Origin of the sequence: Pseudomonas guineae (genome assembly GCF_900113745.1) — a bacterium.
Classification (GTDB): domain Bacteria; phylum Pseudomonadota; class Gammaproteobacteria; order Pseudomonadales; family Pseudomonadaceae; genus Aquipseudomonas; species Aquipseudomonas guineae.
On sequence record NZ_FOQL01000003.1, the window covers coordinates 314,600 to 339,706 of the forward strand.

22 protein-coding genes are annotated in these 25,107 nt (G+C 60.0%); 15 read left to right on the forward strand and 7 right to left on the reverse strand.

From position 1 onward, the window contains the following. Positions 1-162: 162 nt before the first annotated feature. The 6 genes from BMZ32_RS12950 to BMZ32_RS12970 all read left to right on the forward strand — a co-directional run bounded on the left by BMZ32_RS12950 (position 163) and on the right by BMZ32_RS12970 (position 5,828). Complete coding sequence (locus BMZ32_RS12950; RefSeq protein WP_090242615.1) at positions 163-774, forward strand: LysE family translocator; 612 nt, start codon at positions 163-165, stop codon at positions 772-774. Beyond that, on the forward strand, positions 774-1,976 hold the full coding sequence (locus tag BMZ32_RS12955) for a benzoate/H(+) symporter BenE family transporter (protein ID WP_090242617.1): 1,203 nt from the start codon (positions 774-776) through the stop codon (positions 1,974-1,976). Before BMZ32_RS12950 ends, BMZ32_RS12955 begins: the two co-directional genes overlap by 1 nt. A 531-nt stretch (positions 1,977-2,507) precedes the next feature. Next, positions 2,508-3,020, forward strand: coding sequence for a hypothetical protein (locus BMZ32_RS12960; RefSeq protein ID WP_090242619.1), 513 nt, complete (start codon positions 2,508-2,510; stop codon positions 3,018-3,020). Positions 3,021-3,124: 104 nt separating this feature from the next. After that, complete coding sequence (locus BMZ32_RS19670; protein WP_341863132.1) at positions 3,125-3,763, forward strand: fatty acid desaturase; 639 nt, start codon at positions 3,125-3,127, stop codon at positions 3,761-3,763. Next, entirely contained in the window at positions 3,751-4,344 is a 594-nt protein-coding gene (locus tag BMZ32_RS19675; protein ID WP_341863135.1) for a DesA/ISL3 alpha bundle tail domain-containing protein, read from the forward strand. Before BMZ32_RS19670 ends, BMZ32_RS19675 begins: the two co-directional genes overlap by 13 nt. A 146-nt stretch (positions 4,345-4,490) precedes the next feature. Further along, positions 4,491-5,828: a DUF2254 domain-containing protein gene (locus BMZ32_RS12970; protein ID WP_090242620.1), complete on the forward strand. Its 1,338-nt coding sequence runs from the start codon at positions 4,491-4,493 to the stop codon at positions 5,826-5,828. Positions 5,829-5,906: 78 nt separating this feature from the next. Here the strand turns inward: BMZ32_RS12970 and BMZ32_RS12975 are convergent, their stop codons facing one another. Beyond that, positions 5,907-6,776, reverse strand: a complete 870-nt coding sequence (locus BMZ32_RS12975; protein WP_208598718.1) for a YihY/virulence factor BrkB family protein — start codon at positions 6,774-6,776, stop codon at positions 5,907-5,909. 378 nt (positions 6,777-7,154) lie between these two features. On the opposite strand from BMZ32_RS12975, the gene nhaA reads away from it, so the two are divergent. Beyond that, positions 7,155-8,513, forward strand: coding sequence for a Na+/H+ antiporter NhaA (nhaA, locus tag BMZ32_RS12980; protein ID WP_244153989.1), 1,359 nt, complete (start codon positions 7,155-7,157; stop codon positions 8,511-8,513). Positions 8,514-8,788: 275 nt separating this feature from the next. On the opposite strand, the gene BMZ32_RS12985 is transcribed toward nhaA, so the two are convergent. Beyond that, entirely contained in the window at positions 8,789-11,176 is a 2,388-nt protein-coding gene (locus BMZ32_RS12985; protein ID WP_090242622.1) for a membrane-bound PQQ-dependent dehydrogenase, glucose/quinate/shikimate family, read from the reverse strand. Positions 11,177-11,875: 699 nt separating this feature from the next. Between BMZ32_RS12985 and BMZ32_RS12995 the strand changes: the two genes are divergently transcribed. Further along, complete coding sequence (locus tag BMZ32_RS12995; RefSeq protein ID WP_090242626.1) at positions 11,876-12,619, forward strand: PRC-barrel domain-containing protein; 744 nt, start codon at positions 11,876-11,878, stop codon at positions 12,617-12,619. Between the two features lie 44 nt (positions 12,620-12,663). Next, on the forward strand, positions 12,664-13,530 hold the full coding sequence (locus tag BMZ32_RS13000; protein ID WP_090242628.1) for an ADP-polyphosphate phosphotransferase: 867 nt from the start codon (positions 12,664-12,666) through the stop codon (positions 13,528-13,530). 374 nt (positions 13,531-13,904) lie between these two features. On the opposite strand, the gene BMZ32_RS13005 is transcribed toward BMZ32_RS13000, so the two are convergent. After that, the gene (locus tag BMZ32_RS13005; protein ID WP_167376757.1) at positions 13,905-14,981 is read right to left on the reverse strand and encodes a 3-deoxy-7-phosphoheptulonate synthase; all 1,077 of its coding nucleotides are present in this window, start codon (positions 14,979-14,981) and stop codon (positions 13,905-13,907) included. 168 nt (positions 14,982-15,149) lie between these two features. Beyond that, positions 15,150-15,569, reverse strand: a complete 420-nt coding sequence (locus BMZ32_RS13010; RefSeq protein WP_090242632.1) for a PilZ domain-containing protein — start codon at positions 15,567-15,569, stop codon at positions 15,150-15,152. A gap of 38 nt (positions 15,570-15,607) precedes the next feature. Between BMZ32_RS13010 and BMZ32_RS13015 the strand changes: the two genes are divergently transcribed. From BMZ32_RS13015 to cysB, 5 genes are all read left to right on the forward strand, one after another. Then, positions 15,608-15,955 (forward strand): YbbN family protein, encoded by a 348-nt coding sequence (locus BMZ32_RS13015; RefSeq protein ID WP_090242634.1) that lies wholly within the window; start codon positions 15,608-15,610, stop codon positions 15,953-15,955. Further along, entirely contained in the window at positions 15,955-16,902 is a 948-nt protein-coding gene (locus tag BMZ32_RS13020) for a putative 2-dehydropantoate 2-reductase (protein ID WP_090242636.1), read from the forward strand. Before BMZ32_RS13015 ends, BMZ32_RS13020 begins: the two co-directional genes overlap by 1 nt. Positions 16,903-16,914: 12 nt before the next feature. Further along, positions 16,915-17,820: a 5'-nucleotidase gene (locus tag BMZ32_RS13025; protein ID WP_090242638.1), complete on the forward strand. Its 906-nt coding sequence runs from the start codon at positions 16,915-16,917 to the stop codon at positions 17,818-17,820. A gap of 150 nt (positions 17,821-17,970) precedes the next feature. Next, a complete protein-coding gene (locus tag BMZ32_RS13030; protein ID WP_090242639.1) occupies positions 17,971-18,471 on the forward strand; it encodes a universal stress protein in 501 nt (166 codons plus the stop codon). 113 nt (positions 18,472-18,584) lie between these two features. Beyond that, positions 18,585-19,559 (forward strand): HTH-type transcriptional regulator CysB, encoded by a 975-nt coding sequence (cysB, locus tag BMZ32_RS13035; protein WP_090242641.1) that lies wholly within the window; start codon positions 18,585-18,587, stop codon positions 19,557-19,559. Between the two features lie 62 nt (positions 19,560-19,621). Here the strand turns inward: cysB and BMZ32_RS13040 are convergent, their stop codons facing one another. Together BMZ32_RS13040 and BMZ32_RS13045 are read right to left on the reverse strand one after the other, a co-directional pair. Beyond that, a complete protein-coding gene (locus tag BMZ32_RS13040; protein WP_090242643.1) occupies positions 19,622-20,506 on the reverse strand; it encodes a bile acid:sodium symporter family protein in 885 nt (294 codons plus the stop codon). A gap of 151 nt (positions 20,507-20,657) precedes the next feature. After that, positions 20,658-21,419, reverse strand: coding sequence for an SDR family oxidoreductase (locus BMZ32_RS13045; protein WP_090242644.1), 762 nt, complete (start codon positions 21,417-21,419; stop codon positions 20,658-20,660). A 226-nt stretch (positions 21,420-21,645) separates the two neighbouring features. Between BMZ32_RS13045 and BMZ32_RS13050 the strand changes: the two genes are divergently transcribed. Further along, positions 21,646-22,653 (forward strand): NADP-dependent oxidoreductase, encoded by a 1,008-nt coding sequence (locus tag BMZ32_RS13050; RefSeq protein ID WP_090242645.1) that lies wholly within the window; start codon positions 21,646-21,648, stop codon positions 22,651-22,653. 133 nt (positions 22,654-22,786) lie between these two features. Here BMZ32_RS13050 and relA read toward each other — a convergent pair whose 3' ends face one another. After that, positions 22,787-25,030 (reverse strand): GTP diphosphokinase, encoded by a 2,244-nt coding sequence (relA, locus tag BMZ32_RS13055; protein ID WP_090242647.1) that lies wholly within the window; start codon positions 25,028-25,030, stop codon positions 22,787-22,789. Positions 25,031-25,107: the final 77 nt, after the last annotated feature.

Here is a 25,107-nt window from a genome sequence, read left to right on the forward strand (position 1 = left end):
GTGCGATGGCTGACCAATGATCTGCACTTCGCTACCGTTTAACTGTACTGCTACTGCTAATAACCTAATCTAAACTGTACCGATCATTGCCTGCATCGCTGTACCGCGACGCCCTGCCTATCTGTCCCTAGGCTGTTAAGCACTGTTTATGAGTGCTGCGCCATGACCCTCGAACTGTTGATTGCTTTTGTCGCGTTTGCCTTTGTCACTTCGGTGACACCTGGGCCCAACAACACCATGCTGCTTGCCTCTGGCGCCAATTTTGGCCTGCGCCGCACCTTGCCGCACATGCTGGGCATTAGCCTGGGCCTGATGCTGCTGGTGCTATCGGTCGGGCTGGGGCTTGGTCAGTTATTCGAGCAAGTGCCTGTGCTGTACAGCGTGCTGCGTTATGTCGGCGCGGCTTACCTGCTTTATCTAGCCTGGAAAATTGCCAATGCCGGCGCGCCGAACAGCCAAGCCTCAGCCAGCGGCAAACCTTTCAGCTTTCTCCAGGCCGCGGCCTTCCAGTGGGTCAACCCCAAAGCTTGGATCATGGCGATCGGGGCGATCACCACCTACACCCCGCAGGAAAATTTCGTGGTCAATGTGCTGCTAATCTCAGCACTCTTTGCAGTAGTCAATTGCCCGACCATGAGCGTCTGGACCGTGCTCGGCAGCCTGCTGCGTAACTGGCTGCAGGATGCACGACGGTTACGCATCTTTAATATCGGTATGGCGCTGCTGTTGGTGGCATCGCTATACCCCATCATCGCGGACACGGGGCTGTTCTGATGCACGATTTATCACCAGCCCGCTTACGCCCTTTGGCCGACACCTCGACCTCAGCGGTCGTTGCCGGTTTTATTGCCATGCTCACCGGCTACACCAGCTCACTGGTGCTGATGTTCCAGGCAGGCCAAGCCGCCGGACTGACGGATGGCCAGATATCCTCGTGGATCTGGTCGCTGTCGATTGGCATGGCCATCTGCTGCATCGGCCTGTCACTGCGCTACCGCGCGCCGATCATGATCGCCTGGTCGACGCCCGGTGCCGCTTTGCTGATCACCAGCCTGCCCGGCGTGCCGTATGGCGAAGCCATAGGTGCCTACATCCTCGCCTCCGGATTGATCGTGCTGATCGGCTTAACCGGTACCTTCGACCGCATGATGCGGCGCATTCCCGGCTCCTTGGCGGCCGCCCTGCTGGCCGGCGTGCTGTTCAAAATTGGCCTGGAAATCTGCGTGGCCGCCGAACAGCAACCGGTGCTAGTAGTGGCCATGCTGTTAGCTTACCTACTGGGCAAACGCCTGCTGCCGCGTTATGCGGTACTCGCCGCGCTGATTGTCGGCAGCGTGCTGGCTGGGCTATTCGGCCTGCTCAATTTCGAGCAGTTCGAGTTACAACTGGCGGTGCCGGAATGGACCACGCCAAGCTTTTCCCTCGCAGCAGCCATCAGCATCGGCATTCCGCTGTTTATCGTCGCCATGGCCTCGCAAAACCTGCCCGGCATGGCCGTGCTGCGTGCCAATGGCTATGACGTACCGGCCAGCCCACTGCTAACCACGACCGGACTGACGTCAATCTTGCTGGCCCCGTTCGGCAGCCACGGCATCCATATGGCCGCCATTAGCGCTGCCATTTGCGCCGGCCCAGAAGCCCACGAAGACCCGCAGAAACGCTACACCGCCGCCATCTGGTGCGGAGTGTTCTACGGCATAGCCGGGATTTTTGGCGCTACCTTGGCCGCACTGTTTAGCGCACTGCCGAAAGCGCTGATCCTGTCCATCGCGGCGCTAGCTCTGTTTGCCTCAATCATCGGCGGCCTGACCCAAGCCATGAGTGAACCAAAAGAGCGTGAAGCGGCGCTGATCACCTTTCTGGTGACGGCCTCGGGCATGACCTTGTTCTCGGTGGGTTCGGCCTTCTGGGGGATAGTCGCCGGCTTGCTGACCCTGGCTATTCTCAACTGGGGCAAGCAGGACGCTGATCGCTAGGTATCGCTACGCTCGATCTATCTTACTGGTCAATGACCGGCCGAAACCGCTCCAAAGCTGCCGCTGACCACCCGTAGAAAGCGGCCCATCACTCCAGCACCAGTGCATTCTGCTCCTGAGCACATGGGTGTGCCTTGGGGTTGTTTAGATTGGCCAAGGCTGAGCCGCGACGTCCTCAGCTTTCAGCAAAATTTCGTTTAAACAAATCCTGCACACCCTCACCGTCCCGCAGTCGAACGCCTGACGATCCAAGAATACTCGTTGTCTTAGGGTACGGCTGTCACCCGCGGCAGCTTGCTGTAGGTCTTTGCTGAATAACGATTGGCTTTTCAAGGATCACCCCGTAATCCAGCTACTACGGCTTTCACAGTGTTGCCTTGCTGAGTTGACATCGTCCAGGGCGGGCCTCAGTGAGCAATCGTTGCGCAGCCACTGTGTGTGTTGCCGTACCGACAACCCAAGCAGGTCCTGCGTAGGCTGAAATCTGATTAGAGGCTGCGCAGTGCAGTCCGACCTCTCAGGAAAACTGCCATGAAAACAGCTATCACGCTCACATTTGCGCTGCTGTTGCCTGTTAACGCCTGGGCACAGCTCTCGAACAGCCCGATCCCCGATTTTACGGCAACCGCGCTGACGGGGGAAAAAGTCAGCGCCGCCCAGTTGATCGGCCAGCCGACGATCCTGATCGTCACGCCGAGCACGGACGCCGCCAAACACACCCGCCTGTGGGCCGAAGCCTTGCGTAAGAACGTTGACCAGAGCGCGGTGCGGATCCGCGACGTGCTGGCGATCGACCTGCCGTTCTTCATGAGCGAGGAAGACGCGATCAGCCGGGCCAAGGAAAAAATTCCGCGGCGCTACCAGGACCAGACCTGGATCTTGAACGAGGCGAGCCTTGAAAGCGCTTTGAACATCCCGCGCGACAGTGCCAAGGCATTCGTATTCGTGCTCGACGCGCAGGGCAAGGTCATCGCACGCGTCGAGGGCGCGCCGAACGAGGCCACGGTCAGCGAGGTTGAAATGGCGGTCCGCTCGACCCAGTAGCAGGTCGTTTTTAACGAAGTATCGGCCACGTAGGTGGTTTTTCAACAGCCTGCTAGTGCGGTGCCGGCCGACCCCAGGCTATTCATGGAGACATCCCAATGCTCATGAGCGAACTGCTGACCACACTGCAAGACGTTTTATTCGACTGGCTTGCGCATGGCCTTATTGGTTTTAGCGGTTGGCAGATCGTCGCTTATACGCTGGTGACAACGCACATCACGATCGCTGCGATCACGATCTTTCTGCACCGTAGCCAGGCGCATCGCTCGGTCGAACTGCGACCACTGGCTTCACATTTTTTCAGGTGCTGGCTCTGGCTCACCACCGGCATCGTGACGCGCGAATGGGTGGCGGTGCATAGAAAACACCACGCCGCCTGCGAGACACCCGAAGATCCGCACAGCCCTCAGACCCGTGGCATCTCAGCCGTGCTGCTGCGCGGCAGCGAGTTGTATGCGGCCGCCGCGAAGGACCGCCAGATGCTTGAGCAGTACGGAGCCGGCACACCCAACGACTGGATCGAGCGAAAACTCTATACGCCGCACAGTTTTTACGGCGTCGGTTTAATGCTGGTGATCGATCTGCTGGCATTTGGCGCGATCGGCGCAACCGTTTGGGCAGTGCAGATGCTCTGGATCCCGATCACCGCCGCTGGCATCGTCAACGGCATCGGCCACTGGTGGGGGTATCGCAACTTCGAACTCGCCGATGCAAGCCGCAATATTGTGCCGTGGGCATCCTGATCGGCGGCGAGGAGCTGCACAACAACCATCACACCTATCCGACGTCGGCGAAGCTGTCGGTACGGCGCTATGAGTTCGACCTCGGTTGGGCCTACATCCGCGGCCTCGAAATGCTCGGGCTGGCCACTGTGCGCCGGGTCCGCCCGCAGTTGCGGCTTGGTTCCGCGCGGCCGGTGGTGGATGCGACCATGCTCAACGCAATCATTGCGAACCGCTACGAGCTGATGGCGAATTATGCAAGGCGTGTGCGCCGCGCGGCCCTTGCCGAATGGCTGCGCTTACGCGAGGGAGGGCACTCGCTCAAGCGTGCGGACCTGCGCAGCGCGCGCCGCTGGCTGCACCGAGACGCGCGCCATATCCCGATCAGCCAGCAGCGGCAGGCGTCGAGCGCGATTCAGCAAAGCCCGACACTCAAAGAGCTGGTCACGATGCGCGAACAACTGCGACCGCTGTGGACGCCCTCGGACGCCTCCGGCGCACAACGTGTAGCCGACTTGCAGGCTTGGCTGAAGACAGCCGAGGCCAGCGGCAGCGAGACGCTCCACGAGTTCGCGGCGATGCTGCGCGCGGTCCGTGCATGAGATGCCGCGCCCCCTGAAAGAAAGGCTTGGCACGATATAGAAGGACGAACAGCTAACTTCGGTTCGAAAACTTACAGGGTAGAAAAGGCTTGTTCAGCGCCTGTTTGGGCGCTTAGTTCGAAGCTGTCGAGTTGAAATGAGGCGTCGTGAAAACTTTGTTGCAGAAATACTGGTATCGACTTAGATCCAGTTTATGGTTCGTGCCAGCGACCATGGCGTTCCTAGCCGTGGCATTGGCCTTATGCGCCGTCGGTCTCGACAAGACCGTTACTAACGACTGGCTGCAGCTATTAGGCTGGAGTTACTCGGGGGGTGCTGAGGGCGCCAGCCTGCTATTGGGCACCGTGGCGGGGTCGATGATCGCCATCGCCGGGACGGTGTTCTCGATGACACTGGTGGCGCTCTCGCTCGCCTCGTCTCAGTTGGGCCCGCGCCTGCTGCGCAACTTCATGCGCGACACCGCCAACCAGGTGGTGCTGGGCACCTTCGTCGCCACGTTTTTGTACTGCCTGCTGGTGCTACGCACCATCCGGCGCGCCGACGAAGTGGCATTCGTGCCTCATCTCTCTATCAGCATCGGTGTATTGCTGGCCATTGTCAGCGTTGGCGTGCTGATCTACTTCATCCACCACATCTCGGTCTCGATACAGGCGGATCAGGTCGTGGCTCGGGTCGGCCGGGAACTCGCTGACGGTATCGACAGGTTGTTTCCCGCTGACCTTGGCAACCCTGGGGCCGACGTTTCAGGAGAGACCAGCGAAGCCAAGCTGCCAACCGATTTCGCACGCCAGGCATGCCCTGTGGGTGCCCTTGCAGACGGCTATATCCAGATGATCGATGCTGACGCCCTGATGACGTTGGCCTGCAAAGAAGATCTCTTGCTGCGACTGGAGCGCCGGCCTGGGCACTACCTCGCCAAGGGCAGAGCGATGCTGATGGTCTGGCCCGGGGATCGCGTGACTGAAACCCTTGCGGGCAAATTGAACGCCGCCTTTGTGCTGGGCAACCAGCGCAGTGCCGCACAGGATGTCGAGTTCTCCCTCCAGCAGTTGGTCGAAATCGCCTTGCGTGCGTTGTCACCGGGTATCAACGACCCATTCACGGCAGTCGCCTGCGTGGATCGGCTGGAATCGGCACTGTGCCGTCTGGCCGAGCACGACATACCCTCCCCTTATCGATTCGATGATCACGGGCAGCTGCGGCTGGTAGCATCGGGTGCCACGTTTGCCGGCATTATTGATACGGCCTTCAACCAGATCAGGCAAAGCGCTCGATCGAACCCGGCCGTGGCCATCCGCATGCTTGATGCCATCGCCCAGATCGCGGGTCATGTGAGCTCCCAGCAGCAGGCGACGTGCCTTCAGCGCCAGGCCGGGATGATCGTCAAAGGGGCGCGAGAAGCGGTGCCGGAAGCGGACGATGTGCTCGCCGTTGAGGTGCGCTTCGCCGCGGCGACGCTTGCTCTGCGCAATGTTCGCAGCTGACGCAACGGCGCGTCTCGTCGCCGACCGCTCATTGTTGGCCGGGCACCACATGGAAATCGGCAACGGCGTTGGCAGCGATCAGTCGATATCTTTTCGCGAACCGAACGTGCGGGCGTAGACGCAGGTGAACTCTGCGCCTACCAGCAGGATCTGCGCTGAAAAGTACACCCAGAGCAGGACCACCACTAACGAGCCAGCCGCGCCAAAGCCCGACGCGACGTCGCTGCGGCCAATGTAAGCGCCGATCACCACCTTGCCCCCAGTGAAGAGCAAAGCCGCGAGCAATGCGCCGAGCCACACATCAGACGCTAGGACACGCTGGCGCGGCATGATCTTGTAGATCAGGCCGAACATCAACGCCACCAGCAGGAAACCGCCGAGCGCATTGCCGGCCTCCAGCACGGTCTGCCAGGTGCCCAGCACCGGTTCCAGTTGGCGGCCCACAGCAGCCAGCAGCGCACTGGCGACCAGCGACACAATGAGCAGGAAGCCTAATGCGAGCACCATACCGAACGCCATCAGACGGGCGCGTACGAGCGAGAACCAACCCGTCTTGCGCAGCCCCTCCGGAACCCGCCAAATCCGGTCGAGGGCGTTCTGCAGTTCGGTAAACACGGTGGTCGCGCCAACGAACAGCAGCACCAAACCCACAACGGTGGCCGTCAGCCCCTCGGCGGGCTCGCGCACGCTGACCAGCAGGCTCTGCACCGCGCCAGCGCTGCGCTCACCCATCAGGTTCTGCAACTGCGCCTGGATCTCACCGCGAGCGGCGTCTTCACCGAACAGCAGCCCAGCCATCGAAATCACCACCAGCAGCAGCGGCGCCAGCGAGAATATCGTGTAGTAGGCCAGCGCGGCGCCCATGCTCGGCACGTAATCGTCGAGCCAGGAACTCGCGACCTGCTTGGTCAGCCCCCACCATGCGGCGGGCCGGCCGGACAGCGTCACAGGCGCTCGCTACTGAGTAGAGTTTCAGTGGTCTTCATATCGATTCCTTCGCGGGTATCTGCGAGCCGGTGGTGGGGCAATCGAGCTCACGGGCGCACACCAGCGCTGTCGGCTGCGACCTATCATCTTTGCCCTGACCGGGCTGAAAGCCAGCAGAAATTGGCGGATGCAACTCAAATACAGCCTGCCCAATTTGCGCGAGCGGGTCTGTACGACAGCGCACACTCGACTGTTCGCTAACGCACCGTGCAATGCGCGCAGATCGCGATAGGCTTAGCGGATGAACAGCACAGACGCTAATTTGCCGCGACCCACCCCGCACAGTCGTTTGTTAGGCAGCTTGCACCTGCCCTTGCGACCATGAAGCCGAATAGCTTGGTGCGGGACGAGGAGCTGCGCGATCAGACGACCGCTGAGCGCGCGGGTGACCTTGTGGTGCGGCCGTTTCAGCTGTTCGCACAACGGCAAGCGTCCGGCGGCTTGGTCCTGCTGGGCTGCGCCATTCTGGCACTGGCCTGGGCCAACTCGCCGTGGGCATCGACCTACGAGCAGTTGCTCCACGTTCCGCTGAGCATTGCCGTCGGCAATCAGGTGTTGCGCCTGGACCTGCTGCATTGGATCAACGACGGCCTGATGGCGATCTTTTTCTTCGGCGTCGGCCTTGAAATCAAACGCGAGTTCCTCGTCGGTGAGTTGGCCGAACGCCGCAAGGCCATGTTGCCCATCGTGGCCGCTGTGGGCGGTATGGTGCTGCCGGCATTGATCTATGCCGGGTTCAATTTCGATGGTGCAGGCGCCAAAGGCTGGGGCATTCCGATGGCCACCGACATCGCCTTTGCCCTCGGTGCGCTGGCCTTGCTGGGTTCGCGTATTCCCGAAGCCCTGAAGGTTTTTCTAGTCGCACTGGCCATCGTCGACGACCTCGGCGCACTGTTGGTCATTGCGATTTTCTACACCGCGTCGATCGATTGGCGCGGCATCGCCGTGATCGTCGCCGTGCTGCTCGGGCTGTGGGTGGCCAATCGCTTCGGGGCCCGCCGGGCCGCGATCTATCTGCTGCTCGGGCTGGGGTTGTGGGCCGGATTTTTCATGTCCGGTCTGCACGCGACACTGGCCGGCGTGCTGACAGCATTGTTTGTGCCAGCACGGGTGAAAATCCTGCCGAGTGCGCTGCCGGAGGTCATCCACCGTGGCGCCGACGACATCGAAGCCCAGGACCTCGATAACGACTCCGACGCGCTGCATCCCGATCGTGTCGCCATCATAGGCGCGCTCGACGGCAGCCTCGATGCAGCCACCGCGCCGCTGCAGCGTTTCGAGCACGGGGGGCAGCCGTGGGTCACCTACGCCATCCTGCCGATTTTTGGTTTGTTTAATGCCGGGGTCGCCATCGACGCCGCGGTGTTGCGCACGCTACCCACCGCTGTGCCACTGGGCATCATGGTCGGACTGGTGCTCGGCAAATCGCTCGGCATCAGCCTGGCCAGCTGGCTGGCCGTGAAGAGCGGGCTGGCCGAACTGCCCGAAGGCTCGACCTGGCGGCAGCTGATTGGCACCGCCTTCCTGGCCGGTATCGGCTTCACCATGGCACTGTTCATCAGCAGCCTGGCGTTTCAGGACAGCCATTTCGTGCGCGAAGCGCAATTGGCCATCCTCATCGGTTCATTGCTGGCCGCAGCGATCGGCATCAGCATCCTGCTGACGACGAAGGCAACTAAGACACCGAACGCGCAGTAAGTGATTGCCCGCCCCATTTCGGGGTGAGGCGTGCCGCCGGTTTTAATCAATCAGCACGGGCGCCTTGAAATCTGGCTATTCGAGAGCTGTGCGCAGACGCCGACCGGTGCCAGCAGCGCAAGCGTGACCGGTGCTTTCATGCTGGTTCTCCTTACTGCTTTACTGCGCCGCGCAGCCTTGGCGGGCGGGACGTGCTTTAGGTGTCGGCACGGCAACACACACAGCGGCGACGGAGCGATTGATAACTCCCGACGTAGCGGTGCGTTCAAGAAGCCTCACTTCAGCTCGTAAGCCAGGACCGTATCGCCCAGCGTGGTGCCAAATGAGCCATGGCCGCCCGCGGCGACGACAACCATCTGCTTGCCATGGATGCGGTAGGTCATGGGGGTCGCCTGGCCGCCTGCAGGCAGCCGACTCTCCCAGAGTTTGCGCCCGGTCGTCACGTCATAGGCGCGCAGGTAGTTGTCCAGCGTGCCGCTGTAGAACACCACCCCGCCGGCCGTAATCAAGGGCCCGCCCAGGCTGGCCACGCCCATCGGCAAAGGAATCGGAAGTACGCTCGGCATCTGATCGCGCACGGTGCCGTGGCGGTGCATCCAGGCGCGCTGACCGCTGCGTAGATCGACCCCGGCAATCGCACCCCAGGGCGGCGCTTGGCACGGCAGGCCGAGTGGCGAGAGGAACGGGCCGATTTTCACCGCGTAAGCTGCACCATGGTTCTCGTTCCAGTGCTCGCTGGAGCCGGCGCTGACGATATTCGCCGTAGCATCGGGGCGGGCAATCAACTCGAATGTGAAGGCCAGGAACGCCGGTGTGCCGACCATGATCTGGCGCACAGGGTCGACCGCCACGCCGCCCCAGTTAAAGACCCCCAGGTTGCCCGGATACACCAGCGTGCGCCGCGTCGCGGGTGGCGTGTAGGACCCGTCATAACCCATGCGGCGCAGCTCAATGCGGCAGAGAAGTTGGTCCAGTGGCGTTGCGCCCCACATGTCCTTGCCAGTCAGAGCGGCTGGCATGAAGCTCAGCGACGAATGGGGTTGTGTCGGCGCGGCGAACTCACCGGGCACCGTGCTGGCCGGGGCCGGCAACTCGCGCACCGGCAGAATCGGCTGGCCGCTGCGACGGTCCAGCACATACAGGTCGCCCTGTTTGGTGGGCAGGACCAGTGCGGGCACCCGCTTGCCGTCAATCGTCAAGTCAATCAATGACGGTTGCGACGGCACGTCACGGTCCCAGAGGTCGTGGTGCACTGTCTGGAACAGCCAGCGCAGTTTTCCACTCGCCACGTCGAGTGCGATGAGGGCACTGGAGAAACGTTCGACCTGCTTACTACGGCCCGCACCCAGTTGGTCGGGCGAGCGGTTGCCCAGCCCGATATAGACCAGCCCGAGCTGCGCATCGACGCTGGACGGTGCCCAGTTGTTCGGCGCACCAGCGGTATAGGTCTGGCCCGGCAGCAGTGGCGCGGTAGCATCCGGACGGCCTGGATCGAAGTTCCATACCAACTTCCCGCTGCGCGCATCGAACGCCCGGATCACGCCGGACGGGTTGAGCACCGACGCGTTGTCGTTGATTGCACCACCGACAATCACCACACCGTCCGCCACCACGGGTGGCGAGGTCTGCATGTAGGAACCCGCACGAAGGTTCGGCATACCCGTGTTGAGGTCGACCACGCCTTGTTCACCAAACTCGAGACAGGGCTTGCCGGTCAGCGCGTCCAGCGCAAACAGACGCGCGTCGATGGTGGGCAAGAAGATGCGACGGGTACAAGTTGGCGGCTGAACTGCATCCGGCGCGCTGGCAGGCGCTTGCGATGTCCCGGCGGAGCTATCGAAATAGGCCAGGCCGCGGCAGGTCAGATGCTGGCTGCTGTGGCCCACGTCAATCTGTGGATCGAAGCGCCAGCGCACCTGCCCGGTGGCGGCGTCCAGCGCAATGGCGTGTTGCCGCACGCTGCACAAGTACAGCAGATCGCCAATCTTCAACGGCGTGACCTCGAAAGTGCGTTCAACCGGGTCACTCGGGCGCGGCGTCTCGCCAGTGTGAAAGGTCCACGCGAGATCCAATCGGCTTACCGTGGCAGGTGTGATGTCCGCCAGCGACGAGTAGCGCTGGCCAAGGCCAGTTCCGCCATAGGCCGGCCAGTCATCGCCCGCAGCGTCAGGGGTATCCGCGCGACCTTGCGCTGCAGCCGCCGCGGCAGCTGAATCGGGCAGGCTGCCCGCTACATCGAAGGGGTCGCGCGTAATCGAAATAGCCGCGATGGCGACCAGGCTGAGCATGGTGGCTGCCAACCAGCCGCGCGGGCCGCGCCATGAAGAGGACGGTGAGACCGGCACTGCCTGCAGCGTCCGGTCGATCCATGGGCTCAACAGCCATAAGCCGACGACGGCGAGCAGCGCGCCCCTGGGAATCAGCGCCCAGCGATCGAACCCCACCTCCCATAGTGACCAGACTGCCATCGCCGCCAGCAGTGCCGCATACACAGCCAATGCGCGGCGGCGGCGGCGAACCAGCAAGATCCCGCACGCCACCAAGGCGATGCCCGCGACGCCATACGCCCAGCTGCCGCCAAGCGTGGCAAGCCAGGCCCCCCCAGCAACGAGGACGGTGCCGAGAAGGATGAGAATCGATGCGGTGATAACTGTCAGTACCATTTGCCGTTGTTCCTTATTAGGCGGGTCTGAGGAGCCATGAACAAGGCGCGGCTGACATCACAGCGGTCACTGCCCGACCGACACACCGCAAGGCAGGATCTCGCGTTGACGCTGGGGTCAATGGCGCCTGCGGCGTGAATGGGTTCTAGGCCGCAATCCACTTCTCGGCATCGGCGCGCTGCGCATTTGAAAAAAATCTGACCCGAAGCACTGACGCCCACTAGATGATCAGGAAGATTGCTTAGTAACGTCATCATGCTGCGTCTCCTTGAATAACGAGCGCGAGTCACCAAGCCAAACAAGCAGACGGCCCTTACTAAGTAATGCCAACCAACAGTATCCGCACGGTCGGCATGCGCAGGGGCATCCTTCGCTACCTAAAGCAAAAGCCTGCCCGCGCTACCTGCTCGAGTCTGTTCGCTGGCGCACAGAGAGCGTGGAGGATGCTCGGACTTGTTCAGCCGGTTGCCGAACAGAACCCGAATTTGTATGCCGGTTTTGCCTTGCCGCAACCGCAGTGTGTGCGCCAACGAACAGACGTCAGCCCCTGCCGGCCAGCACATTGGTTGCATCGCCAACTCATCGCGTACATCAGCGCCGGCGGCTGTCACCTCGCCCCGCTGACGTCCCTGCCACCCACGATTCACCCACGCATCCTGTTGATGCGCAGTGGTCGCCATCCCGAAAGGAAGACTCCCCATGTTGCACAGCCAGAAAGACATCGAGAAGTGCGTTATCAGCGCCGCCGACGGCGACATTGGCCAAGTTAAGGATATCTACTTCGACGATCACGCCTGGGCGACCCGCTACCTCATCGTCGACACAGGGCGTTGGTTGGCAGAACGCAAAGTGCTGATCTCGCCCATTGCCATCAACCGCCTCGAGTGGGAGGCGAACAAGCTTCACGTCGCGATCACCCAGGAGCAAGTCAAACACAGCCCCATCATCGACACCGACAAGCCCGTATCCCGGCAGCATGAGGTGCAGTACATGGGCTACTACGGCTATCCCAATTACTGGGGCGGCACCGGGATGTGGGGCAACGGCATGCTGCCGATGGGCTTGTACCCCGGCTCCGCTGTGCTGCCCGGTGGCAACGTAGCGCTGGAACAAAGCAACGAACAAAGCGCAATGGCCGACCAGGCGAACCATCGTGACGACGATCCGCACCTACGCAGTTGCCAGGCGGTCATCGGTTACCACATCCACGCCAGCGATGGCGAAGTGGGCCATGTTGATGGGTTTCTGATTGATGATGAAAGCTGGGCCATCCGCTACCTGGTGATCAATACCAGCAACTGGTGGGTCGGGCACAAGGTGCTCATCGCGCCGGAGCAGGTCAGTGGCGTGCATTGGCCCGACAGAACCGTGACCGTGGACCTGAGCCGTGAGGCAGTGAAGGCCGCCCCCGCCTACGACCCAGCAATCGAGCTAGACCGCTAACGCGAGAAGCACAACGGTTGCCCGGCGACGAAAAAGGACATCACATGAAAATCGACGCCACTGCATACAAACTCCGCGAAGGCGATACGGTCGACCTCGGCCTTTGGCCTACCAACGTCAAACCGCTGTGCAAGTCGAAGAAGAAGTACCACAAAGTGCTGCAAGGCCACGTTGATCGCTTAAGCGACCAGCAACGCATGCTCTACGCGTCTAACCGCCATTCCTTATTACTGGTGTTTCAGGCGATGGATACCGCGGGCAAGGACGGCGCCATCCGTCACGTGATGTCGGGTATCAACCCGCAAGGCTGCCAGGTGTTCAGCTTTCAGCACCCGAGTGCGCGCGAACTCAAACACGACTTCCTCTGGCGCACCACCCGCGACCTGCCTGAGCGCGGGCGCATCGGCATCTTCAACCGCTCGTATTACGAAGAAGTGCTGATTGTGCGCGTGCACAAAAGCCTGCTGCACAGCGAGCACCTGCCCGACCCTGAGCCCGACGAATCGGTGTGGCACGGCCGTTACCGCTCAATCGTTGACCTGGAAAGACACTTGCACGCCAACGGTACGCGCATCATCAAGGTGTTCCTGCACGTGTCGAAAGAGGAGCAGCGTAAGCGCCTGCTGGCGCGCATTGATGAGCCCGACAAGAACTGGAAGTTCAGCGCGGCCGACATCGCCGAACGCGAGTACTGGGACGCCTACATGCAAGCCTATGGCCATGCCCTGGGCGCAACCAGTACGGCGGACTCGCCCTGGTTCATCGTGCCAGCCGACAACAAGCACAACGCGCGGCTGATCGTGTCGCAGATCGTGCTCGATGCACTGCAAGGTCTTAAGTTGAGTTACCCGACGGTCAACGCGGCGCGGCGGCAGGAGCTAAAAACGATTCGCAAGCAGCTGGAAAAATAAGCAGGTACCGACTCGACCGACCCAGCATTCGTAAACACTGGATGATTGAAGCACCTCACTTCGTCGCCGCTAATTAGTCAGGCGAGTGCAATCGCTGGTCATAACCAATTCAAAAAACTGGCCCGAAGCGGTGTCAGTGGACGGTCAAGTGCAATGCACTTATGCACCCGCAGGTCTGCCGAAGAAGGCAGTAGAGCAACACTGATTCAGGAGGGGCATTAGCCGCGACATGACTCGTTAAAGGCTCGCCGCAAAAGCTCCGCCCACGCGGATCACCCTCTCACTGAAACATTGATCAGCCAGCGCAAACACAGCCACAAAAAAAACGGGCTTATGCATCACGCATAAGCCCGTTTTTGTTGCAGCTAGCTAAATCAGCCGCGCTGACGCTTAGGCAACACGTCTTTGAGCTTGGCGTGCATGCCGCGCAGGGTTTTCTCGGTGCTTTCCCAGTCGATGCAGGCGTCGGTGATGGATACGCCGTACTTGAGCTGGCTCAAGTCCTTGGGAATCGACTGAGCGCCCCAACCCAGGTGGCTTTCGACCATCAGGCCGACGATGGATTGGTTGCCTTCCAGAATCTGGTTGGCGACGTTGTCCATCACCAGCGGTTGCAGCGCCGGGTCCTTATTGGAGTTGGCGTGGCTGCAGTCGACCATGATGTTTGGGCGGATGCCGGCTTTGGTCAGTTCTTGCTCACACACGGCAACACTCACCGAATCATAGTTCGGTTTGCCGTTGCCGCCGCGCAGTACCACGTGACCGTAGGCATTGCCCTTGGTGGTGACGATGGACACGCCACCTTCCTGGTTGATACCAAGGAAACGATGCGGACTGGAAACCGACTGCAAGGCATTGATCGCTACGGTCAGGCCGCCGTCAGTGCCGTTCTTGAAACCGACCGAGGAAGACAGACCAGAGGCCATCTCGCGGTGGGTTTGCGATTCGGTGGTACGTGCACCAATGGCCGACCAGCTGATCAAATCCTGCAGGTATTGCGGGGAGATCGGGTCGAGGGCTTCGGTGGCGGTCGGCAGGCCCATTTCGGCCAGGTCAAGCAGCAGCTGGCGACCGATGTGCAGCCCGTCCTGAATCTTGAACGAGTCATCCATAAACGGATCGTTGATCAGGCCTTTCCAGCCCACGGTGGTACGCGGCTTCTCGAAATACACACGCATGACCAGATACAGACTGTCCGATACCTCGGCAGCCAGTGCTTTAAGGCGCTCGGCATACTCGTGGGCGGCCTTGATGTCGTGGATCGAGCACGGCCCGACTACCACGAACAGGCGATGATCCTTGCCATCGAGAATATTGCGGATTACCTCACGACCGCTGGAAACCGTGCGCTGTGCAGCTTCAGTCAGCGGAATTTCACGCTTGAGCTGTGCAGGGGTTATCAGGGTGTCGTTGGAGGCAACGTTGAGGTCATCAATCGGTAAATCAGCCATCGTGCTATTCATCAGTCAGAGTCATCAGGTCACGGGTGCCGGCCGCCAGCGATCCCCGTGTGGCGGAGCACAGCAATAGGAGCACTGCGGGGAAGCCGAACCTTAGCGCGTAAAGGCACGGCTCGACAATGGGCATGGCGGCTTGAGCTGTGCCGATGGTTGGATTGACTAACTCAAACTATCGCGGGAAAACTCGGCAGCGTGTTGGCTGATCCACTCTTGCGCCACGGCCTCAATCGATAAGCTACAGCCCTGCTGCTGCTCACACTGCTTGCGGTAGTGCTCGATGTGGCAGACCTGCTCGACCATGCGGGCGCGAAACAAGGTGTCCTCATCAATAAAGGCGATACCCACCAGATAATGCTCACCCTGTTTACGGCACCACGCCACCAGCCCCGGGTAACGTGCCTGTTCGCCGAACAGCGGGATGCGCATTTCAACCGCCGTACCACGGCGAAAAGCACGGTTGGAGTTGCAAGCCACGCCACCGAGGCTGATATTGTTGAGCCGCTGTTTGGGCACACACGCCTGTTTGCGCAACACCAACTCCACCGGCATATCACTGGGATGACGCAGAAAGTGACGCATCGGTTACGGCCTCGAATGCCATCAATTTGATATCACATATGAGCAGTATAGTGACTGAACTGGAACTCACCGATTTAGATGCGGATCGTTACCTGCTCGACCTGCCCGGCACTTCACTGCTGATATTCACCAGCATAGGTTGTGCCAGTTGCCGTTGGGCGCGCCGTGAATTGGCCAAGCTGGACCTGCCCGTGCAGCGCTTGGCGTGGGTCGATGCCGGCGATAATGGTGGTTTAGTCACGCGTTACGAGGTCTTCCATCTGCCGGCATTATTTGCTGTGCGTGACGGCCAATTTTATGGCGCTGTGCAGGCTCGCTTGCTGAGCGCCGAATTAACCCTGGCGCTGAACACTGCCCTGTCGCGCCCAGCTGAGGAGCTTCCCTGATGACTGCAGGATCCCGTATTGGCATTATCGGCTCAGGCGCCATTGGCGGCTTTTATGGCCTGATGCTGGCCCGCGCCGGTTTTGATGTGCACTTTCTTCTGCGCAGTGAATTCACTGCCGTGGCCAGCGAAGGCCTAAGGGTCAACAGTGTTGTGCACGGTAATTTGCACGAGCAACCGGTGCAGGCATACCAGTCAGTCGCCGATATGCCACCCTGCGACTGGCTTCTAGTCGCGGCCAAGACCACCAGTAACACCGAATTGGCGCCGCTCATCAGCCAGGCGGCGGCTCCGGGCGCCAAGGTGGTGCTGATGCAAAACGGCCTGGGCGTAGAAGACGAACTGCGTCCGCTGTTACCCGACTCGCTGCACCTGCTCGGCGGCCTTTGTTATATCTGCGCCCATCGCAGCGCGCCGGGAGTGGTCGAGCACCAAGCCCTTGGCGGCGTGAATCTCGGCTATCACTCAGGCCCGGCGATGGATACAGAGAGTCGCCAGCTGATCCTTGAGCAAGGCACCGGCTTGTTTCAAACGGCGGGGCTGGACTCCACGGCCATGGCTGAGTTGAGCCAAGCGCGCTGGCAAAAATTAGTGTGGAACGTGCCCTATAACGGCCTGGCCGTACTGCTGAACAGCGCTACCACCGCATTGATGGGTAATGCCGATAGCCGTACGCTGATTGAGGCGATCATGCAGGAGGTGGTGGACGCTGCAGGCGCCTGCGGCTATCCGCTGCCCACCGGGTTTGCCGGTAAGCTACTGGCCGCCACTGAACGCATGCCGGATTACCTGCCGAGCATGTACCACGACTTTGCCCTGCAACGCCCGCTGGAGTTGCACGCTATTTATGCCGCGCCCCTGGCCGCCGCCGCCAAGGTCGGCTGCGCCATGCCGCGCACTGAGATGCTCTATCAAGCCCTGCGTTACCTCGAACAACGCCAACCGTAAAGTGGAGCAGTTATGAGCAAGGGATTAGGCGACAAACTGGTACTGGCGATTTCCTCGCGGGCGCTGTTCGACCTGCGCGATAGCCATCAGATTTATGAAAGCCAAGGCGTCGCGGCTTATCGCCAATACCAGATTGAGCATGAGGACGAGATACTCGCTCCCGGCGATGCCTTCCCCCTCGTCGAAAAGCTGCTGGCGCTGAATGCCACCCTTAAGCAACAGCGGGTCGAGGTGATTCTGGTGTCGCGCAACAGTGCCGACACAGGCCTACGCGCGTTCAATTCGATTCAGCACTATGGCTTAGGCATTTCCCGCGCCGCCTTTGTTGGCGGGCGCAGCCCGGACCCTTATCTCGCCGCATTCGGCTGCCAGTTGTTTCTCTCCACCCATGCCGAAGATGTGCGCAGCGCACTGCGCGCCGGCTTTGGTGCGGCGACCATTCTCTCCGGTGGTGCGCGGCGGGCGGCCAGTAATGAACTGCGCATTGCCTTCGATGGCGATGCGGTGTTGTTTTCCGATGAGGCCGAGCGGGTCTATCAGCAGGGTGGCCTGGAAGCCTTCCAGAGCCACGAACGCCAGTCGGCCCGTGAGTTACTCGGCGGTGGCCCCTTCAAACCCTTCCTCGCGGCCCTGCACCGTTTGCAGCAGGAGTTTCCCGAAGAACAATGCCCGATTCGTACCGCCTTGGTTACCGCGCGCTCGGCTCCAGCCCATGAACGGGTGATTCGCACCCTGCGCGAATGGAATATTCGCTTGGATGAGTCCTACTTCCTTGGTGGCCTGGAGAAAGCAGCGATTTTGGAAACCTTCGGTGCCGATGTGTTCTTCGACGACCAGGCCGGGCACTGCGAAAAAGCCCGCGAAGTGGTCGCCACCGGGCATGTGCCGCACGGTATCAGCAACGAACCTCAGCTCTAACCCTACCCTCTAAGCGGGGCACTTGCGCCCCGCTGCCCTGCTTACTTGCGCATATAACCATTCGTCCTCAAGACCCTGAGCATCATTGACCTGCCCATTGCGCTGCTAAGCTCAAATCAGGCCCGCCAGTCAGGCAGTCAAGGAGGCCGCATGATTCGCTCGATTCTCTATGCCACTGATCTTGGCCTTTATGCACCCTATATCTTGCAGCATGCGCTTGAGCTGACCCGCTCATTCAATGCCAGCCTGTATGTGGTGCACGCTGTGGAGCCTATGGGCCTGTTTGCCGAGTCAGTTTTACAAACTTATCTAGATGAAGCACAGCTCAAGAAACTGCGCAGCAACGGCCTGAGCACGGTGATGGCGAGCATCGAGCAGCGCGTGCTGGAAGGCTTTCGTGATGAGATTGGTGAAGCCTTGCATGACCTTGACCTGATCAAGGCGGTACGCGTGGTACAGGGCGATCCACCGCTGGTGATACTCGATGAAGCGCAGCAACTGGGCGTCGACCTGCTGGTCCTAGGTAGCCACAGCCACGGCACGGATATGGACATACCTCTGGGACGCACCGCTTCACGCCTGGTGCAATTGGCCGAAGTACCGGTGTACCTGGTGCCGATGCTGCAGCATCGCGGCCGCGGAGATCTTTAAAGAAGCGCAGCAAATATTAATTTTTTGGTCTAGATTTAATGCTTAACTAGTCATTATGGTTATATAAAACGCCGGCGACCTGAGCGGCTGTCTTTCTGCACTGAGGGATTTTTATGAAGCTTCAGCAATTGCGCTATATATGGGAAGTCGCGCATCACGACCTCAACGTCTCTGCCACGGCGCAAAGTCTCTACACCTCGCAGCCTGGCATCAGTAAGCAAATTCGCTTACTGGAGGACGAACTGGGCGTGGAAGTATTCGCCCGCAGCGGTAAACACCTGACCCGCATCACCCCAGCCGGCGAGCGCATCATCAACACCGCCGGCGAGATCCTGCGCAAGGTTGAAAGCATCAAGCAGATTGCTCAGGAATTCTCCAACGAGAAAAAAGGCACCTTGTCGATTGCCACCACCCACACCCAAGCGCGTTATGCCCTACCGCCGGTGATCAGCGCGTTTATCAAGCAGTACCCGGATGTGTCGCTGCACATGCACCAGGGCACGCCGATGCAGATTGCCGAAATGGCCGCCGATGGCACGGTTGATTTCGCCATTGCCACAGAAGGCCTGGAGCTGTTCAACGACCTGATCATGATGCCCTGCTACCGCTGGAACCGCTGCGTGGTGGTGCCACAGGGCCATCCGCTGACCAAGCTGCCGAAGCTGACGCTGGAAGCACTGGCTGAGTATTCTATCGTCACCTACGTATTCGGTTTTACCGGCCGCTCCAAGCTCGATGAAGCCTTTAGCCATCGTGGCCTAACGCCAAAAGTGGTGTTCACTGCCGCCGATGCTGACGTGATCAAGACTTACGTTCGCCTAGGCCTCGGCGTAGGCATCGTGGCTATGATGGCCGTCGATGCCAAGCTCGACCCCGACCTAGTGGTGCTGGATGCTGGCGACCTATTCGAATCCAGCGTGACCAAGATCGGCTTCCGTCGTGGCACCTTCTTGCGTGGCTTCATGTGCGACTTTATCGAAAAATTCGCCCCACACCTGACCCGCGATGTCATGGCCAAAGCCGTGCAATGCCACAACAAGATTGAGTTGGAAGAACTGTTTGAAGGCGTTGAACTGCCCCTGCACTAATATCGAGGCAACAAAAAGCCGGTCGCGTGACCGGCTTTTTTCTGCCTGCTAAAAGCTGCTGGTCACTCGCTGCGCTTCAGCTCCTGGCCATGGGCAAAGTTCACCCACCAGCCAAACGCGCCTGCGGTAAAGAACATGATGATGCTGTAGATGGCGGCCGGGATGGACATGGTCGGGTTATTCAACAGCATCGGGCTCAATGCCAAGGCAATCGCCAGGGTGCCGTTGTGGATGCCGATTTCCATGCCGATGGCAATCGACTGGCGCAAGCTCAGCTTCAACAAGCGCGGCACCCAATAGCCTACCGCCAGGCTGATCAAATTGAAGGCCAGCGCCGCGCCGCCCACTAAGGGCGCGTAGTCAACGAACGTCTGCCAGTCCTTAACCACAGCCAGCAGAATGATGATCAGCAAAAACAGCGCTGAGATAATTTTCACCGGCTTTTCCATGCGTGCAGCAAAGCCTTCGAAACGGCTGCGGATCCACATACCGATGGCCACCGGGCCGAGCACGATGGCAAACACTTGAACCACTTTAGTGAACTGCAGCGGCAGTGCCTGATCACCGTCCATAAAATAGGCCAGCGACAGGTTGACGATCAGCGGCATGGTCAGCACGGCGATCACTGAGTTAACCGCCGTCAGGGTGATATTCAGCGCCACATCACCGTGGGCCAAATGGCTATAAAGATTCGCGGTGGTACCGCCTGGCGAGGCGGCCAACAGCATCAGACCAACGGCCAGCGCCGGCTCCAAACCAAACGCCTTGGCCAGAAAAAAGCACACCAAAGGCAGCAGCACCAGCTGGCAGCTGAGGCCGATAAACACCGGTTTAGGCAGTTTCACCACGCGGGCGAAATCCGCTAGGGTCAATGACAAGCCCAGGCCGAGCATGATGATGCCCAGGGCCAGAGGAAGAAACAGGGTCAGTAACGGATCAGCAGTCATTATTGTTCTACTCCGGGATCGGGACAGCGTAACGATTCTGGCGAGCGCATGACGATGCTCGCACTGACTTTAGCGGCCAATCAGCCGACCGGGGAACCCTATATGCAAAAAGGTGCCATAGAGGCACCTTTTTTATCGCCGCATCTGCAGATCAGATCGCCGTTGCACCACCATCCACCGCTAGTGCATGGCCGGTGGTGAAGGCTGCGTTATCGCAGCACAAGTACAGCACGGCGGTGGCAATTTCTTCGACCTTACCGATACGCCCGACCGGGTGCATGGCCGCCGCAAACTCGCCCTTTTTCGGGTCAGCTTCATAGGCGCGGCGGAACATAGCAGTGTCGATCACCGCTGGGCAAACAGCGTTGATGCGTACTTTCTTCTTTGCGTATTCGATTGCAGCGGACTTAGTCAGACCAATGACTGCATGCTTGGACGCTGAATAAATACTCATCTTCGGCGCCGCACCTAAGCCAGCCACCGACGAGGTGTTGACGATGGCGCCACCGCCCTGAGCCAGCAGCAATGGAATCTGATGTTTCATGCACAGCCACACGCCTTTGACGTTAACGCCCATGATCGCATCGAATTCGCTTTCACTGCCTTCGGCCAGCTTGCCTTTCTCAATCTCGATGCCGGCATTGTTGAAGGCGTAATCCAGACGACCGTAGGCCCCCAGCGTACGCTCCATCAGTACCTTGACCTCAGCATCGCGGGTCACGTCACAGCGCACGAACAGCGCATCGCCGCCGGCTTCACGGATCAACGCAACCGTGCCCTCACCGCCTGCCACATCGACATCGGACACCACCACTTGCAGACCTTCGTTGGCGAATGCTAGTGCGGTAGCACGGCCAATACCAGCAGCACCACCGGTGACCAGGGCAACCCGGCCGGAAAAGCTCAAGCTCATCTGCGTGTCCTCACAAAGATTTAAAAGTCTGTGCTGAGTCTAATCAGCTGCCCACACCCAAGGCAGCACTATCAAACTGGCGGTGAAGACTCCATCCAAATGAGTGATTAACACCCCACGCCACCTATCACTCGAATGGATTAACCACCATTCGTTCTTTGGGCAAATCTTGCTCATTGCGCATGTAAGGGCTATCAACAGTCTTTCCGCTTAGTGAGTATCTGCCATGACCGCCCAACTCAATCGTCAATTCCTGCTCGCTCAACGCCCCGTTGGCCTACCCAGCCGCGAAACCTTCAGTTATGTAGAAAGCAACGTCGGCGAGCCTGGTTCCGGACAAATTCTGGTGAAAAATGCCTACCTGTCGCTGGACCCGGCCATGCGTGGCTGGATGAACGATGCCAAGTCCTATATCCCGCCCGTCGCTCTTGGCGAAGTCATGCGCGCCCTCGGTGTGGGTGAAGTGATCGCCTCGCAGCACCCGGACTTTGCTGTCGGTGACCATGTCAACGGTGCACTGGGTGTGCAGGACTACTTCCTCGGCGAGCCCAAGGGGTTCTATAAGGTCGACCCCAAGCGCGCGCCCCTGCCGCTGTACCTGTCGGCGCTGGGTATGACCGGCATGACCGCTTATTTCGCCCTGCTCGATGTGGGCGCGCCGAAGGCCGGTGAAACTGTGGTGATCTCCGGTGCAGCCGGTGCCGTGGGCAGTGTGGCCGGGCAAATTGCCAAGCTCAAAGGCTGCCGCGTTGTCGGCATTGCTGGCGGCGCAGACAAGTGCAAGTTCCTCATCGACGAACTGGGCTTCGATGGCGCCATCGACTACAAGAATGAAGAGGTGATCGCCGGCCTCAAGCGCGAGTGCCCGAAAGGCGTGGACGTGTATTTCGATAACGTCGGCGGCGACATTCTCGATGCCGTCCTCACCCGCCTGGCCTTTAAGGCGCGGGTAATCATTTGCGGTGCAATCAGCCAGTACAACAACAAGCAGGCCGTCAAAGGCCCGGCTAATTACCTCAATCTGCTGGTCAATAGCGCACGCATGGAAGGTATGGTGGTGATGACCTACGCCCCGCGCTTTGCCGAAGCGGCTGCGGAGATGGGCGGCTGGCTGGCCAGCGGCAAGCTGAAGTCCAAGGAAGACATCGTCAGCGGCTTGCAGACCTTCCCGGAAACCCTGCTCAAGCTGTTTAGCGGCGAGAACTTCGGTAAGCTGGTGTTGAAAGTCGACTAAGTGACTGAGCGTCAAAACCGCTAGTGAGTCACTTGAGTAAAAAAGGGGTTTAACCGCGTCGCGGTTAAACCCCTTTTCATCAACATCGCGTAAACATCCTGCGCCTAACGCACCTGCCTCGATCTATCGCTTATCAGGATGCGCGATGACGGCGTACTTCAATAATATTTGGCAAGCGCGAGATACGTCCCAGTAGCCGCCCCAACGCATCCAGCCCAGGAATCTCGACCGTGATGGACATCGAAGCGGTGTTGTCCTCTTTGTTCGAGCGGGTATTAAGCGCGAGTACATTGAGCTTTTCGTTGAGCAGCATCTGGGTTACGTCACGCAATAAACCGGCGCGATCATAAGCGCGAATGATGATATCCACCGGGTAGGTTTGCACCGGCACTGGGCCCCAGCTGACCTGAATGATCCGCTCCGGCTCTCGACCGGACAGCTGCAGCACCGAGGCACAATCCTGACGGTGAATGCTCACCCCGCGGCCCAGGGTAATGTAGCCCACAATCGGGTCGCCCGGCAGCGGCTGGCAGCAGCCTGCCATCTGCGTCAGCAGGTTACCCACGCCCTGAATCTGGATATCACCACGCTTGCCCGGCTTGAAGCCCAACGCCTTGCGCGGGATCAACTCAAGCTGTTCGTTGACCCGATCAGGCTCAACCAGTTGCTGCGCCAGGTTGATCAGTTGCGCCAGACGCAGATCGCCGGCGCCGAGCGAGGCGAACAGGTCTTCGCTGGTCTTCATGTTGGCCTTCTCGGCCAATTTTTCGAAGTCGACATGGGGCAATGCTAGGCGCTGCAGCTCGCGCTCGAGCTGGACTTTACCGGCCGCGACGTTCTGGTCGCGATCCTGCAGTTTGAACCAGTGGACGATCTTCGCCCGCGCCCGTGAGGTGGTGACGTAACCGAGGTTGGAGTTCAGCCAGTCGCGGCTTGGCGTGCCGTGCTTGCTGGTGATGATTTCCACCTGCTCACCGGTCTGCAGGCTGTAGTTGAGCGGTACGATGCGCCCGTTAATTTTCGCGCCACGGCAGTTATGGCCGATTTCGGTGTGCACCCGGTAGGCAAAATCCAACGGCGTTGCGCCTTTGGGCAGGTCGATGGCGTGACCGTCCGGGGTGAACACGTACACCCGGTCTGGTTCGATATCCACACGCAGCTGTTCGGCCAAGCCACCGATATCACCGAGCTCTTCATGCCATTCGAGCACCTGACGCAGCCAGGAAATCTTCTCCTCGTAATGGTTGGAGCCGGCCTTGACGTCGGTGCCCTTGTAGCGCCAGTGCGCGCACACCCCCAGCTCGGCTTCTTCGTGCATGGCCTGGGTGCGGATTTGCACCTCCAGCACCTTGCCCTCCGGGCCGAGCACGGCCGTGTGCAGCGAGCGATAGCCGTTCTCTTTGGGGTTGGCGATGTAGTCGTCAAACTCCTTGGGAATGTGCCGCCACAAGGTGTGCACGATACCCAGCGCGGTGTAGCAATCACGCACTGCCGGCACCAGCACCCGCACGGCGCGCACGTCATAAATTTGGTTGAACTGCAGCCCTTTGCGCTGCATTTTCCGCCAGATGGAATAGATGTGTTTCACCCGACCACTGATGTCGGCCTTGACGCCAGTGGTTTCCAGTTCGCCCCGCAACTGGCCCATCACTTCGTTGATGTAGTGCTCGCGATCCAAGCGGCGCTCGTGCAGCAGCTTGGCGATCTGCTTGTATTGCTCGGGCTCCAAGTAGCGAAATGACAGGTCTTCGAGCTCCCACTTGATATGCCCGATACCCAGCCGGTGGGCCAGCGGTGCATAAATATCGAACACCTCGCGGGCCACGCGCTGACGCTTCTCGTCATCAGCCTCCTTCACCGCACGAATCGCACAGGTGCGCTCGGCCAGCTTGATCAGCGCAACACGCACGTCATCGACCATTGCCACGAGCATCTTGCGCAGGTTTTCCACTTGGCCTTGGGAGCCCAGCACTAAGGAATCGCGCGGGTTCATCGAGGCACTGATGGCGGCCATACGCAGCACGCCCTCCACCAGTTTGGCCACCACCGGACCGAAGCGCTGGTGAACCATGGCCAACGGCACCTTGCCCTCACGCACGCAGCGGTAAATGACGGCCGCGACGAGGGAGTCTTGATCGAGTTTGAGATCGGCGAGAATTTCGGCGATTTCCAGACCGGAGCGAAAGCTCGACGCGCCCTCGGTCCATAAATTCTTCGCGGCATTGGCCTGCTGCTCAGCCGCGCGAGCGAACTCGCAGGCCTCACGCAGCGCCTCACGATCCAATGCGGGATCGACACTCATTACATGTTCGAGCCATGCCTCAAGATTGACACTGCCGTCGTCGTTGATCGGCTGATGCGCTCTGACCTGAACCATATTGCTTACCTTCCCTACGGTGCGTGATATGCACACCGAACAGTCGCCGGCCTTCTATGGGCCGGTCGGTTTAACCA